General features: G+C 43.3%; 13 protein-coding genes. 7 read left to right on the top strand and 6 right to left on the bottom strand.

The annotated features are described in order from the left end of the window. Positions 1 to 87: 87 nt before the first annotated feature. The 3 genes from ACO1R6_RS20035 to ACO1R6_RS20025 all read left to right on the top strand — a co-directional run bounded on the left by ACO1R6_RS20035 (position 88) and on the right by ACO1R6_RS20025 (position 2398). A complete protein-coding gene (locus tag ACO1R6_RS20035; RefSeq protein ID WP_486266884.1) occupies positions 88 to 984 on the top strand; it encodes a diacylglycerol/lipid kinase family protein in 897 nt (298 codons plus the stop codon). A 135-nt stretch (positions 985 to 1119) separates the two neighbouring features. Beyond that, on the top strand, positions 1120 to 1467 hold the full coding sequence (locus ACO1R6_RS20030) for a translation initiation factor (RefSeq protein ID WP_486266883.1): 348 nt from the start codon (positions 1120 to 1122) through the stop codon (positions 1465 to 1467). 106 nt (positions 1468 to 1573) lie between these two features. Continuing rightward, positions 1574 to 2398, top strand: a complete 825-nt coding sequence (locus tag ACO1R6_RS20025) for an OmpA family protein (protein WP_486266882.1) — start codon at positions 1574 to 1576, stop codon at positions 2396 to 2398. Between the two features lie 643 nt (positions 2399 to 3041). Here ACO1R6_RS20025 and ACO1R6_RS20020 read toward each other — a convergent pair. Beyond that, the gene (locus tag ACO1R6_RS20020; protein ID WP_486266881.1) at positions 3042 to 3899 is read right to left on the bottom strand and encodes a dienelactone hydrolase family protein; all 858 of its coding nucleotides are present in this window, start codon (positions 3897 to 3899) and stop codon (positions 3042 to 3044) included. Positions 3900 to 4207: 308 nt separating this feature from the next. Between ACO1R6_RS20020 and ACO1R6_RS20015 the strand changes: the two genes are divergently transcribed. Further along, positions 4208 to 4897: a DUF4190 domain-containing protein gene (locus ACO1R6_RS20015; protein WP_486266880.1), complete on the top strand. Its 690-nt coding sequence runs from the start codon at positions 4208 to 4210 to the stop codon at positions 4895 to 4897. Between the two features lie 298 nt (positions 4898 to 5195). Next, complete coding sequence (locus tag ACO1R6_RS20010; protein WP_486266879.1) at positions 5196 to 5861, top strand: DUF4190 domain-containing protein; 666 nt, start codon at positions 5196 to 5198, stop codon at positions 5859 to 5861. Positions 5862 to 6019: 158 nt separating this feature from the next. Here ACO1R6_RS20010 and acs read toward each other — a convergent pair whose 3' ends face one another. The 3 genes from acs to ACO1R6_RS19995 all read right to left on the bottom strand — a co-directional run bounded on the left by acs (position 6020) and on the right by ACO1R6_RS19995 (position 9969). Continuing rightward, positions 6020 to 7921 (bottom strand): acetate--CoA ligase, encoded by a 1902-nt coding sequence (gene acs, locus ACO1R6_RS20005; protein WP_486266878.1) that lies wholly within the window; start codon positions 7919 to 7921, stop codon positions 6020 to 6022. 146 nt (positions 7922 to 8067) lie between these two features. Continuing rightward, a complete protein-coding gene (locus ACO1R6_RS20000; protein ID WP_486266877.1) occupies positions 8068 to 9630 on the bottom strand; it encodes a sodium:solute symporter family transporter in 1563 nt (520 codons plus the stop codon). A gap of 24 nt (positions 9631 to 9654) precedes the next feature. Beyond that, positions 9655 to 9969 (bottom strand): DUF485 domain-containing protein, encoded by a 315-nt coding sequence (locus tag ACO1R6_RS19995; protein WP_486266876.1) that lies wholly within the window; start codon positions 9967 to 9969, stop codon positions 9655 to 9657. A gap of 238 nt (positions 9970 to 10207) precedes the next feature. On the opposite strand from ACO1R6_RS19995, the gene ACO1R6_RS19990 reads away from it, so the two are divergent. Then, on the top strand, positions 10208 to 10816 hold the full coding sequence (locus ACO1R6_RS19990; RefSeq protein WP_486266895.1) for a ribonuclease HII: 609 nt from the start codon (positions 10208 to 10210) through the stop codon (positions 10814 to 10816). 379 nt (positions 10817 to 11195) lie between these two features. On the opposite strand, the gene ACO1R6_RS19985 is transcribed toward ACO1R6_RS19990, so the two are convergent. Together ACO1R6_RS19985 and ACO1R6_RS19980 are read right to left on the bottom strand one after the other, a co-directional pair. Beyond that, positions 11196 to 11630 carry a response regulator gene (locus ACO1R6_RS19985; RefSeq protein ID WP_486266875.1) on the bottom strand — a complete coding sequence of 145 codons (435 nt, stop codon included), beginning with the start codon at positions 11628 to 11630 and terminating at the stop codon, positions 11196 to 11198. A 12-nt stretch (positions 11631 to 11642) separates the two neighbouring features. Beyond that, the gene (locus ACO1R6_RS19980; RefSeq protein WP_486266874.1) at positions 11643 to 13157 is read right to left on the bottom strand and encodes a sensor histidine kinase; all 1515 of its coding nucleotides are present in this window, start codon (positions 13155 to 13157) and stop codon (positions 11643 to 11645) included. 422 nt (positions 13158 to 13579) lie between these two features. On the opposite strand from ACO1R6_RS19980, the gene gcvT reads away from it, so the two are divergent. Further along, positions 13580 to 14294: glycine cleavage system aminomethyltransferase GcvT (gene gcvT, locus ACO1R6_RS19975; RefSeq protein WP_486266873.1), on the top strand; the 715-nt coding region annotated here is incomplete at its 3' end.

Below are 14294 nucleotides of genomic sequence, written 5' to 3'. Positions count from 1 at the left end.
AACGGATAATATTCCCGGAAATACAGGCAAATAAATTATTCGGGCAAATAGCTCTTAATCAGAAATTCTTCTAAATATACTCTTCGCGTGCGCACAAAAATTGTATTTGTCATAAATCCGATTTCGGGCCGAACTAATGGACGGGTTAATGTGCCTGTGCTGCTGGAGCAATATTTAGATGAGCGTAAATGGGAGCCGACCATTGTGTATACCCAATATGCCGGTCACGCCACCGAAATAGCGCAACAGGCCGCTGCTAACGGGGTAAATGTGGTTTGTGCCGTGGGCGGCGATGGTACGGTAAACGAAGTGGCCAGCGGGTTAATTCATTCGCAAACAGCCTTGGCTATTTTACCCCGTGGGTCGGGCAATGGCCTGGCGCGCCACTTGCAAATTCCGATGCAAATTCCCAAAGCCATCGAAATTATAAATTCCGGAAATAAAAGCGCCATTGATTCCTGCACCATCAACAGTCACCCGTTTTTTTGTACGGCCGGTATTGGTTTCGATGCCCATATCAGTTCGGTTTTTGCTCAGAATAAAAAACGCGGTTTACAAACCTATGTACGCCTGGTGCTGCAAGAGTTTTTTAGCTTTAAGCCCCAAAACGCCGATATAACTTTAAACGGGCAGCAGTTAAATACCAATTGTTTTGTAGTAGCTTTTGCCAACGCCTCGCAGTACGGCAACAACGCCTACATTGCTCCCATGGCCGATATTCGCGATGGCCTCTTAGATGTTTGTTTAATCCGGCATTTAAATATTTCTAAGGCTATAAACCTGAGCTATGGCCTGATTACCAAACGCATTGCTACCTCGGGCCACGCGCAATATTTTACCACTACCCAAATAGAGGTTAAAAGCCAGGAGAATTTTAAGTTTCATGCTGATGGAGAATTTTTGGGTGAGGCCAATTACTTTAACGTTACCATTGCACCTTTATCGCTGCAGGTTTTGGTGCCCACGGGCAATAATTTTGGTTAAGGCTTGCAGATAAAAATTACGTATAACCAGTTTAAAAGATATTCAAAGTTTTTATATAAGGTTTAAGGAAATAATAATTAGCGCGCTTAATACAAAGGTTTGGCGGTAATATTTTATTAAATACGGTAAAATAAAATGGCAGATAAAAATAAGAAAGGACGGGAGGGAGTAGTTTATTCTACCAATCCGGAATTTGAATATAATTACGAAGGAACAGAGCAGACCGAAACCCTGCCGCCGCAAAAACAAAATTTAAAGGTTTTGCTCGATAAAAAAGCACGTGCTGGCAAACAGGTTACTTTGGTTACCGGTTTTATCGGACAAGAAGACGACCTGAAAGAATTAGGTAAACTCCTGAAAAATAAATGTGGGGTGGGCGGCAGTACCAAAGACGGGGAAATAGTTATTCAGGGCGATTTCCGGGATAAAATATTACAGGTACTAACCCAGGCCGGTTACAAAGCCAAAAAAGCCGGCGGCTGATAAAATGCCATGTATCAAAAACGGATGAAATGTTGCGGTCGGCTTATAAATGGTCGGTTTAGAATTATTTTATCTTTTATTCAGAATATGTTCTTAAAATACCACTATGAAAAACTCAGGTAAATATTATTTTCAGGTTTTAGCCTTTTTATTGCTGGCAAACGGGGCCTGCGTTTCGACGAAGAAGTACGAAGCTGCATTGGCCGTAAACCGCGATTTGCAGGCTAACCGCGAAACTTTGCTACGCGAAAAAGAGGCGCTGGAAGAACAGCGGAGTACCTTGGCCAAAGAAAAAGCCGCCCTGGAAGAAGAAAAGAATGCGAACGAACGGGCGCTAAAAGCCAACTTGCAAAGCAGTAACCAGCGGGTAAACCAGCTTAGTACCGATTTGCTAACGCAGGAAGATAAGTTACGGGAAATGCAACGGATTCTGGCCGAAAAAGATCGGGCGGTAAATGATTTAAAAAATCGCGTGAGCAATGCTTTATTGGGGTTTAAAGCCGGCGACTTAACGGTAAATGTTAAAAACGGGAAAGTATACGTGTCACTATCAGAGCAATTATTATTTAAATCCGGCAGTACCAAAGTAGATCCTAAAGGGCAGGATGCCTTACAAAAACTGGCCGCCGCCTTAAAAGACCAACCCGATGTAAATGTATTAATTGAAGGCCACACCGACGATGTACCCGTTGCCAAAGGCACCGTGGGCATGAAAGATAACTGGGATTTAAGCGTGTTGCGCGCTACCGAAATTGCCCGGATATTAACTACCGGCGGATTAACTCCGGAAAGGGTAACGCCTTCGGGACATTCTAAATATTTGCCGGTTGTAGCGAATAATAGTACAGAAAACCGGCAGTTAAACCGCCGCACCGAAATAATTTTAACGCCCAAACTCGACGAATTATTTAAAATTCTGGAACAGAATTAATACTGGCAGCGGGGTGAATATTACTCTTTGTACCAAATAGTAATCAATTATTTCAGCTAAAATAAAATTGACCAAGTATTTCATCCAGGCATTACAGTTATTGGGTAAAAAATTAAACTGGTTACTGACAAGTTAAATTCTTAGCCAATGGTAAGTTTAGGAGGTATTCTATCAATAGGAATAGTACCTCTAAGAAATAGATTTAAAATGCTTTGGTATAATTATATTAGCCAAACCAGAATACCTGCCATTGTAGCGGAGGTTCGGTTTGGCTAATTTTTTGTTATACTAATTTTGAACGGTACAATTTATACCGATATTAAATCGATAGGGCGCTTAATCCAATGCTCTCGCCAGTGTCCGCTGGTGAGGCTTTCTACCGGCCTCTGGCCGCTATGGTTCTTAAAAAATAATCAGTGGGCAAGTGTATAACGGCCAGAGGCCGGGAAAATAAGCCCCGCGCGAGGCGTGCCCGTGCCATATACCACTTCACTTGGTGCTTATTATCTTTAAGCGCAGAACTGAACGAATTAGGGTATTATCAGCTTAGAATAAATTCAACAGCCAGGCAAATATTGAGTTAACGATTAATGCGTATAGCTATAGCTAAGACGGCAAATTGATTAAATGATATCTTCATTTTTTAGCTCAGCGTTTCTTTAAATAAGCGCAGGGTTCGGTCCCAGGCAAGTTTGGCCGCTTCGGGATTATAACGGGTGGGAGCACTATCATTGTTAAAAGCGTGTTGGGCACCTTCGTACACGTAAAGCTCATATTTAACTTTGGCTGCTTTTAGGGCGGCTTCGTAGGCCGGAATGCCGGCATTTACCCGTTCGTCCAGGCCACCGTAATGAAGTTGTACCGCGGCTTTAATTTTAGGTACATCGGCGGCATCGGGTTGGCGGCCGTAATAAGCTACCGCGGCTTTTAACTGCGGCGAATTTATCCCTAATTGGTTGGCCAAAGCACCGCCCCAGCAAAAGCCAACACAACCGGTTTTGCCGTTGCTATCGGTACGGGTACGCAGGTAATCTAAGCCTTTGAGAAAATTATTCAGGTTTTTGGGCGCTTCAATTTTGCCAAACAGCTCACGTGCGGTATCTTCATTTTCCGGCGTGCCGCCAAACGGGGCCAGTGCATCCGGAGCCAAAGCCAGGTAACCTGCTTTGGCCATCCGCCGGGTTACATCTTTTATGTGAGGGTTCAGGCCCCGGTTTTCGTGAATAACCATAACCGCTCCTAATTTGCCCGACTTTTTGGGGCGAGCCAGGTAGCCTTTCATGGTAGCACCATCGCCGGTCCAGCTAACATCTTCAATAATTAAATCTTTATCATCTTCTGTAACAGTAGCCGCCTGGGCGTAATTTACTTCTAACAAAGGCAATACACCAAGGGCGGCCGTTAAGCTACCGGTTAACCGTGCCAGGCGTTTTAAAAATTCCTCTCGTTTTAGCGGTTTGTGCGTGTATTCATCATACAGGTTAATAATGCGCTGGTCCATTTTTCTGTCAAGCTTTTAGTAGTGGTGAATAATTAAGTGTAGATGTCTAATGGTAGTTTACCGCCCTGAAATAAAAGTAAAAGTTAGACAAGGCGCAAATAATCAGATAATATATATTTTATTTAATATTTAAAATTATTTATATTTGAATTTCAGAAATAGAAATATAGAAAGTATTATTAGAATATTTTTTAAAGTACTAAATTAATTTAAATTAAAGCCCCGATAGTGCTTGTTTAATCTCCGGCAGCAGTTGCTTTAAATAAGTGGTTTATGCCTGGTACTTTGCCCCGTGCACCCAAACGTATATGAGAAAAACTTTTACTCTGTTTATTACCTTTTTAATGCTTTGCTTTGGGTGTGCCCGACCAAACTATTTTCAGTTTTCGGAGGGTACCGGCAGTTTTGCGGCTTCCACCAAGGTTAAACCAGCTAATAATTTAACGTCGGCAGCTTACCTGGCGCCGGAGGGCGCTCTGGTAGATTCGGTAATTTACACGGCTTCTACCGAAACGTTGCCGGTAGAAATTACACCAAGAGCACCCCGAGCTGTTGTAATGCCGCCGGCAACCGGAGTAGAATATTACAAGCAAAAAGAAAAAAAGGAAGTAAAGCGGCTGCCGCTAATAATGCCCGTGCAAAAGCTACTGGTTAAGAAAAGCTTAAAAACGCTGGCCGACATAGGCCAAAAACCTACCCATAAGTTGGCTAAAATTAGTTTAGCGTTAGCGATAGGAAGTTTTATGGTGTTATTCCTATCGTTGCTATTACCTAATTTAATAGGAGCCTTAAGTGTAATTATGCTACTAAGTGCCATTGGGGCGATTGTTACCGGAAAAATTGCTTTAAATGATATTAAAGCAAATCCCGAAAAATATGCCGGTAAAGGTAAAGCGTTGGCTGGATTTGTAATTGGGTTGGTTGTTAGTGCTTTATTTATTTTATTTTTAATTTTTGCGTTGATATTCTTTGCTATTTTTATTAACGGCTTTACCTGATAAAAACAGCTTTTCTTGACTGTTTAGGGGTGTAAAATAGCAGAATACTACCGGCGTAAAACGGAAATAAAAAATAATGTCGCTTTCCAACTTTAGAGAGCAACCCTTCTGCTATTTACGGGGTCTGCCTTAATAAATAGCTTAATTTTCTTTTTATATATTCTGATTGGCGGAGTTTAGGTCTGTAGAAAACTTCTGTCCTTGTCAGAAGTTTTAAAACTAAGGAAACTTGACTTATTTAATTACACACTTTTTTTAACCAAAAATTTTAAGATTTACTTAAAACTGATCTAACCAGATGTTTAACCTTTTAAGGTTTATACCTTTTATTGTACTGGTAATTACCGGCTGTTCTCAGAAAGCCATTTATCAGTTTACAGAACCAGTAGGTAGTTTTGAGCCTGTTGCCAAAGCAAAATTAAGCGCAATAGCAACCCATCAGCCAGTAATTATAAGCCAAGCAGCCGAAGAAAATATTGCCTTTTCGGCTGCTCTGCCAACTAGTTTAAAAACAACCCGTCAGCCAGTTGCTTTCTATTCGCGGGTAACATCCAAAACCGAGGCGCAGCCGGTAGATATTCAATCATATCCTCATAAACAAAAGTTTGTTGCGGCAAAACCGCTGATTAAAATTAAAAACAAACCGGCTGACGAACCAACAGTTGTAAAGCCGGTTCATAAATTAGCAAAAATTGGGTTTGCTTTGAGTTTTGCGGCAGTTTTACTACACGTAGTGGGATTAACTTTAACCGGTATTGGTGGCGGCTTTTTGGTTTTGGCATTTTTTAGTGCCATTGCGGGCTTGGTGCTTAGTAAAATAGGCCTGAAACGCATTAAAGCCAATCCGGAACTTTATGCGGGTAGGGGGTACGCCTGGGCAGGATTTTTATTGGGCAGCCTCCAGTTACTTTTCTATTTAATTATAATTGCGGGGTTTATGGCCTGGGCAGGTACTTTCTCTTAATAACTGGAAATATTCAAGGGCGTACCAGTATTTTGCCGGCATAAAAATAAATATTTAGTTGGGCCAGGTAAATTATTGCTTATAGAATAGGAGCAACAGCACTTAAATAAAAAACCGGAGTAGTTAGGTTGCTACTCCGGTTTTTTGTGGCGATAATTTTATAAAGCGCCGGCCATTATTTCATCTACAACATTGGGGTCCAGCAGGGTAGAGGTATCGCCTAGGTTTGAGGTTTCGCCTTCGGCAATTTTGCGCAAAATGCGGCGCATGATTTTACCCGACCGGGTTTTGGGCAAACCGCTAACAATTTGAATTTTATCGGGTTTAGCAATTTTGCCAATTTCGGCCACTACGCTTTCAATAATTTCGTCGCGCAGGTATTGGTCGTTGCAAGGATCTTCGTCGCTGTTGCAAATAACAAAGGCGTAAATTCCCTGGCCTTTAATATCGTGCGGATAACCAACAACCGCACTTTCAATTACGTGTTTATTTTGGTTAATAGCATTTTCTATTTCGGCGGTACCAAACCGGTGGCCCGATACGTTAATTACATCGTCTACGCGGCCAATAATGCGGTACATGCCCTGGGCATCGCGCTTGGCGCCATCGCCGGTAAAATATAAGTTTTTATAAGTAGCAAAGTAACTCAGGCGGCAACGCTCATGGTCGCCGTAGGTAGTCCGGATAATGCTGGGCCACGGGAACTTCATGCATAAATAGCCTTCTACTTCGTTTTCTTTTATTTCTTCGCCGTTCTGGTCTACTAAAATAGGCTGAATGCCAGGCAGCGGGTAGCCAGCGTGGCTGGGTTTAAGCGGACTAATATTGGCCAAAGCCGATAGCATAATACCACCGGTTTCGGTTTGCCACCAGGTATCTACCACCGGGCAACGTTCTTTACCTACGTGTATGTGGTACCAGTGCCAGGCTTCTTCGTTTATGGGCTCGCCTACCGAGCCCAGTACTTTTAAGGAGTCGAGGCTGTAAGATAATACGTGGTCGAGGCCGGCCGCCATTAAAGACCGGATAGCCGTAGGTGCCGTGTAGAAAATATTAACACCGTGTTTATCAATCACCTGCCAGAAACGACCCGCATCCGGAAACGTAGGAATGCCTTCAAACATAAGTGTGGTAGCGCCGCTTAACAGCGGGCCGTACAGCAAATACGAGTGGCCGGTAATCCAACCTATATCGGCGGTACACCAGTAAACATCGCTCTCCTGGTACTGAAATACATTCCGGAAAGTATAATCGGTATAAACCATGTAACCACCGCAGGTATGCACCACCCCTTTGGGCTTACCCGTAGAGCCGGAAGTATACAGAATAAAGAGCGGATCTTCGGCATCCATTGCTTCGGCGGGGCAATCTTTATCTACTTTTAAAAGCTCTTCGTGCAACCATACATCGCGGCCTTCTACCATGTTTACGGCCCAGCCAGTACGTTCTACCACAATTACCTTTTGTACGCTGGTGTTTTCAGTAATAGCTTCGTCTACTACCCGTTTAACCGGTATTTGTTTTGCACCCCGGTTTAAGCCATCTGAAGTGAGTACTACCGTAGCCTGGGCATCGTTTATGCGGTCGGCCATAGCGGTAGCCGAGAACCCGGCAAATATTACCGAATGGACAGCCCCAATGCGGGCACAAGCCAGTATACTAAAAGCCAGTTCCGGAATCATGGGCATATAAATACAAACCCGGTCGCCTTTTTTAACGCCGTTGTTTTTGAGCACATTGGCCACCATGCACACCTTTTCGTGTAACTCCCGGTACGTAAACCGCACGTAGCGTTCTTTTGGATCGTTGGGTTCCCAAATAAGGGCCAGTTTGTTGCCCCGGCTTTTTAAATGCCGGTCCAAGCAATTTTCGGTAATATTTAATTTACCGTTGATAAACCATTTTACATTAGGCTCTTCAAAATTCCAATCCAGAACCCGATCCCATTTCTGCTGCCAGATAAATTGCTCGGCAATATTGGCCCAAAATGCTTCGGGATTTTGTACACTCTCCTGGTACGCTTGTTGGTATTCGTCGTAAGATTTAATGGTGTAACTCATGGGTGATCTCTAATAGTTTTATTTTAATAATTTTTCTGCCGGAAGCAGGATACTTTATAAAGAAAAATGATAAATCAGGAACCAGCATCAGCTCCGCTTATTTAATTTATTTTTTGCTGAACTAATAGTTATGGATCTTAAATAGTTTATTCGGCACCAATACCCAGGTAAGTCCGGAGCTTTTCGCTTTCGAATTTTAAGGCTGCTGCATCTTCGGGTTGCAGCAACGATACCACTATGCCCACCAAAAAGGCCGATGTCATGGAAACCAGGGCCGGATTTTTTAAAGGAAAAATGGCTTCTTCGTTGTGCAGAATATCTACCCAAATAGTAGGGCTTAATACAATTAAAATAAGCGATAAAATTGCCCCGGTTAAAATGCTCCAAACGGCACCCCGAGTAGTAAATTTTTTCCAGATAATAGACATGAGCAAAGCCGGAAAATTAGCACTGGCCGCAATAGAAAAAGCCAGGCCTACCATAAATGCCACGTTCTGACCTTTAAATACCAGGCCCAGTAAAATAGAAAGTATACCCAACGCAATGGTGGCCCGTTTCGCTACTTTTATTTCACCTTTTTCGTCGGATACGCCATTTTTAAATACGTGCACGTATAAATCGTGCGAAATACTGGAGGCACCCGAAAGCGTTAAACCGGCCACTACCGCCAGAATGGTAGCAAAAGCAACCGCCGCAATAAAGCCCAGAAAAGCCGTGCCGCCGGTTTGCTCGGCCAGTAAAAGCGCCGCCATGTTACCACCTTTATCAATATTTTCGATGGCTGGTTTGCCTACCAGCGCCATGGCCGCAAAACCAATTAAAAAAGTAAGTAAATAAAAGTAACCAATAAACCCAGTAGCTACAAACACCGATTTACGGGCGGCTTTGGCATCCGGTACGGTATAAAAACGCATCAGAATGTGCGGGAGCCCAGCGGTACCCAGCATCAAGGCCAGACCCAGCGACAAGGCATCGTACGGATTGCTGATAAATCCGCCCGGGGCCAGCATGGCATCACCGTATTGTTGGGTAACGGAGCTAAATAAATTTGCCGGGCTGAAACCAAATTTAGCGAGCGATAATAATACCAGTACGGTTGCCCCGCTCAGCAATAAAATAGCTTTAATAATTTGTACCCAGGTAGTAGCCAGCATGCCGCCAAACAGCACGTACAACGTCATCACGCAGCCTACTACCACCACGGCAATTTCGTACTGCAAGCCAAACAAGGTTTTAATTAACCCGCCGGCACCCACCATCTGGGCAATCAGGTAAAACGCAATGGTTAAAAGCGAACCCACCGACGACACAATCCGGATGGGGCGTTGCTTTAACCGAAAAGCCACCACATCGGCAAAGGTATATTTACCTAAGTTGCGGAGCGGTTCGGCAATTAAAAACATAATTAAAGGCCAGCCCACCAAAAAGCCGATAGAATAAATTAAACCGTCGTAGCCTTTGGTGGCCACCATGCCCGCAATGCCCAGAAAAGATGCGGCACTCATGTAATCGCCGGCTAAGGCCAAGCCGTTCTGGAAACCCGAAATACTGCGGCCGGCCGCATAAAATTCAGAGCCGGTTTTGGTTTTTTTAGCGGCCCAGTAAGTAATGTACAAGGTAACGGCCACAAACAAGAAAAACATGGCCATAGAAACCGGGTTGGCAGTACCCAGGGTAGAAGCAGCAGTAGTGGTGGTTTGTAAGAGCATAAAGAAGCAGCTATTAAGTAGTATTTAAGAATGATTTACTTTTTGCTTGAGATTTTGCACCGCCGTATCGTAAGAAGAGTTGGCCCAAAAAACATAGATACCGGTCAGGAACCAGGCAAATACAATTAAGCCTAACCCAATAGGTATAGCCCAGGTAAGGTTAGGACTGATTTTGGCCGCCAGCAGTTCTTTGTCGAAAGCCACTACTAGTAAAAAACCAATATATACCGCCAGCATAATTAAGGTTAAAACCAGCGAAACTGACCACCGGGTACGTACCAGTTGTTTAAATTCGGGGCTTTGTATTACCCCATGGGCAATTTGGTTTTTGGTATTCATTTGGGTTTGGATTTTGGTTTTTAGCTAGAATGAATTTCTTCTGGGGAGAATAATCCGGCGCGCAGAAAAATATTCTTTTACTTTAAAGCCCTAAATATGATAAATTAGAACCGGATTTGCACCAATTACTTTAGGATAAATCCGAAATTTTTCTATATATAATACTTAAAGCGGCTGTAGCAGACTTGGATTGCGCAGTCGGGTACCAGAATTTAGCCCAGATTTTAAAGTGAAAACAATGTTAGCGGCCAACTTTAGTGGTAATATTTTAGAAGCCGGTTTAGATGAAGCCGGTAGAGGATGCCTGGCCGGTCCGGTGGTAGCAGCCGCAGTAATATTACCGCCCGATTATTATCACGCCAGTTTAACCGATTCTAAATTGCTGACCAAACGGCAACGGGAGCATTTGCGGGAAGAAATATTGAAGGAAGCGGTAAGTTGGGCCATAGCCGAAGTAGCCCCCGCCGAAATTGATATAATAAATATTTCGAATGCCTCTTTTGCTGCCATGCACCTGGCCGTAGGCCAATTAAACGTAACGCCCACATTTTTGATTGTAGATGGTAACCGGTTTAAACCTTATAAAGCATTACCGCACGCCTGCATAGTAAAAGGCGATAGTAAATATTATTCCATTGCGGCGGCTTCGGTGCTGGCCAAAACGTACCGCGACGATCTAATGAAAACTTTGGCCTGTGAGTACCCACACTTTGGCTGGGAACAGAATGCTGGTTATCCTACAACTAAACACCGACAAGCTATCCGGGAGCACGGCACATCGCCTTGGCACCGCCTCACCTTCCGATTATTACCCGCCGAGCCAGCAATAGCTGCTACGCCTACCTAACTGCAAGTGCCCGTGTTGTAGAAATTCACTCACCGGAAAAGCTAATTAAAACTCCAGGGAAAGCTGGGTAACCAGACAAATTAAAATTTGCTCCCGGCTCATAGCTTAATATTACCCAATAGAACAAAGATGTTTCCGGAAGGTAATAATGACATTCATTCTACCCACACCCGTAATTCCGGAGGAATCTTATCGATTGCTTACTGGTAAGATTCTTGCTGAATGACCAATTTGGGTGAGAAAGGCTATTTGGTTTGCTGTTATGGGAAATAGCAGTTACTAGATGAAATAATTAGAGGCAAGAAGTAGATGAAATTTCAACCTTTACTAAACTTAATTAGATAAAATTAAGGAATAATTTACTGACCTTACGGGTAAGTTATTTTAGTTTTAATAAATCTAAAAATAAGCTAAAGCTATCGATAGAAGAACCGCTTTTGCCGCCAAAAGAATCAAAGGTGAGGGGTTTTTCAATGTATCCACTTACATTCAGGTTTTTAGCGGCCATGCGGTCGGTTTCTTCGGAAGAGGTGGTCATGATAAATATATTTAAATCCCGCAAAATCGGGTCTCTTCTAACTTCGGTTAAAAATTCAATGCCGTTCATTTTAGGCATATTAATATCCAGCATAACTACTTTGGGCAAAGGGTTAATGGCCGGCATTCCTTCGCCCCGGAGCATAGCCAATGCTTCACGTCCATTACGGGCAATGTGTAAAGGTAAGTTTACGTTTATTTTTTTTAACTCGCGCTCCACATTCCGGACATCCATGTAATCGTCTTCTACTAATAAAATACTGACTTCGTCGTTCATAAAAATTAAAAATTACGCTTTTAAGGGCTGGATTTGTGTTTGGGTGTTGGGTACCTGACTTTTAGGCCAGGTAAAAGTAAAAGTTGCTCCGGCGCCTTCTTTTGAATTTATACTTACGGAGCCGCCTTGTCTTTGGATTATTTTTTTTACAATGGCTAAACCTACGCCGGTGCTTTCCAGGGCATCACGTTCTTGCAGGGTCTGGAAAATAACAAATATTCGTTCGTGGTAATCAGGGTCAATGCCGGGGCCATCGTCGGCGACTGAAAACTGGTGAAACGGGCCGGCATCCTGGCAACTGATTTGGATGTGGCCGGTGGGTTTATCGTGGTATTTTATGGCGTTGCTTATCAGGTTAGAAAATACTTGTTGCAGGTGTATGCGCACCGTATATAAAACAGGCATTCCGGTGGTAACGGCTACTTGTATGTTGGGCGGCGGCGCAACCATATCAATGGTTTCTATTAATAACTGTTGCACATCTACCACATCTAATACTTCTTTTTCGCGGCCAATCCGGGCCAATGCCAAAATGCCGTTAATCAGGTTTTCCATGCGGTGTACCCGTATGCGCATCATAAGCAAATATTCCTGGATGTGGTCCGGAATATCGTTGCCCATATCTTCTTCAATCCAGCGCGAGGCATTCTCGATGCCGCGTAAGGGCGCCTTTAAATCGTGCGATACCACGTAAGCAAACTGGTCTAACTCAATATTTTTGGCTTCCAGTTCGGTAATATTGGCATGAATGGTTGCCGCCATTTTGTTTAAAGACCGCGACAGGTTGCTTAACTCATCCTTTACCGTATCGCGAATTTGAATTTTATAATCGCCCTGTGAAATTTTGTTGGCCAGCCTTACCATGGTATGAATGCGCTTGCCAATAAAACGCGAAATATAATATGCCCAGGCCAAGCCCAATAAAACAGATAAAATAGTAAGCGTGGTAGATATTTCGCGGGTTTGGTCAATGCTATTATCTAATTTTAGACGGCGGGCATCCCGTATTTTATATTCAATGGCATTAAAAGACCGGAACAACTGACGCATATCATCGGTCATGCGCTTGCCTTTTAAATTTATTATTTCATTGGCACTAGGTAAGTTCTGGATGCCGATTTGCTGCTTTTGGATGCTGCTTCTTTTTTCAGAAATTAATTTTTCGGCAAAAGTGCGTTGCCAACGGTCGTGTAGAACCCGCGCCTGGTTCAAAGATTCGCGTTGTACCGGGGAGTTGATTACCATTTTGGCCAGTTCATCAAACATGGCGGGTATTTGTTTTTCGGCCAATATATAAGGTTCCAAAAAAGCCTCATTACCCGTAAGCAGGAAACCCCGCAACCCGGTTTCCATATCAATAATATTGCGTTGCAACGCCGACGAGTTGCGCACGACAATTTGTGATTGGGCTACGTAACGGCTATTTTCAATTACTTTCTCGGAAAGTTGATAGTTTATAATTACAACGGCAGTAAAAAGTAAAGATATAAGTACAAAGCCGGCAAATATTTTTGCCGAGATTTTCATGTGATTGGGCAGCCGAAATAATTGTTTACTAGATAGGCGCATACAGGGCCAAAAATAACCTAATTGTAGGTCGGTATCCAAATAAGAATTTATATTTGCTGGTAATTAGCTGGTAATTAATATATTAAATAAGAAAATTCTCTCTTTGCTTTTTGTGGTTTAACGAACAAGTTAAATGGTGCACTAGTAGTATTACCAGCGTATCAGCCTATTTAGTTATTTAAAATCGACCTACATTTAGCCAAATTCTGAAGATTACCTCTGGCTACGCCCCAACAGGTTGGCCGGCGTTTGTACAAATTTTTAAGGCCACAATAGAGGGTTAAATTTACCCGCCTGGCAAAATATAATGGCTGTTCGCTTTTGGGTGGCAGGTTAAATAATTACTTTTGCGGCAGCAATACTGGTTTAAACAACATTAAATGGATTTAAAGCAAGTTACCCTGAATGACGTGCATGTGGCTCTGGGAGCCAGAATGGTGCCTTTTGCCGGATATAATATGCCGGTGCGTTATTCTTCTGATTTAGACGAGCACCATACTGTGCGCAAAGCCGTGGGCATTTTTGATGTTTCGCACATGGGCGAATTTTTGGTAAAAGGACCAGCTGCCCTGGATTTAATTCAGCGGGTAACTTCTAACGATGCGGCCAAACTTACGCCGGGCAAAGTGCAATATTCCTGCCTGCCCAATACGCAAGGCGGCATTGTAGACGATTTACTGGTGTACTGCCTGGCGCCCGAAGAATATATGCTGGTGGTAAATGCCTCTAATATTCAGAAAGATTGGGATTGGATAAACCAGTTTAATACCGGCGGTGCTCAACTGCAAAATATCTCCGACGAGGTTTCGCTGTTTGCGGTACAAGGGCCTTTGGCGATAGCGGCTTTACAACCTTTAACCAGCCTGGACTTGGCCAATATGCCTTATTATACTTTTAGCCTCGGCGAATTTGCCGGAGTGCCCAACGTAATTGTTTCGGCTACCGGGTATACCGGTTCGGGCGGCTTCGAAATTTATGTACCCAACCAGTATGCTTTAGATGTTTGGAATAAAATAATGGCTGCCGGCCAGGCTCACGGCATTAAACCCATTGGCTTAGGTGCCCGCGACACCCTGCGGCTGGAAATGGGTTTTT

Source organism: Adhaeribacter sp., assembly GCF_057359045.1.
This window is presented reverse-complemented; position numbering and strand designations above follow the sequence as displayed.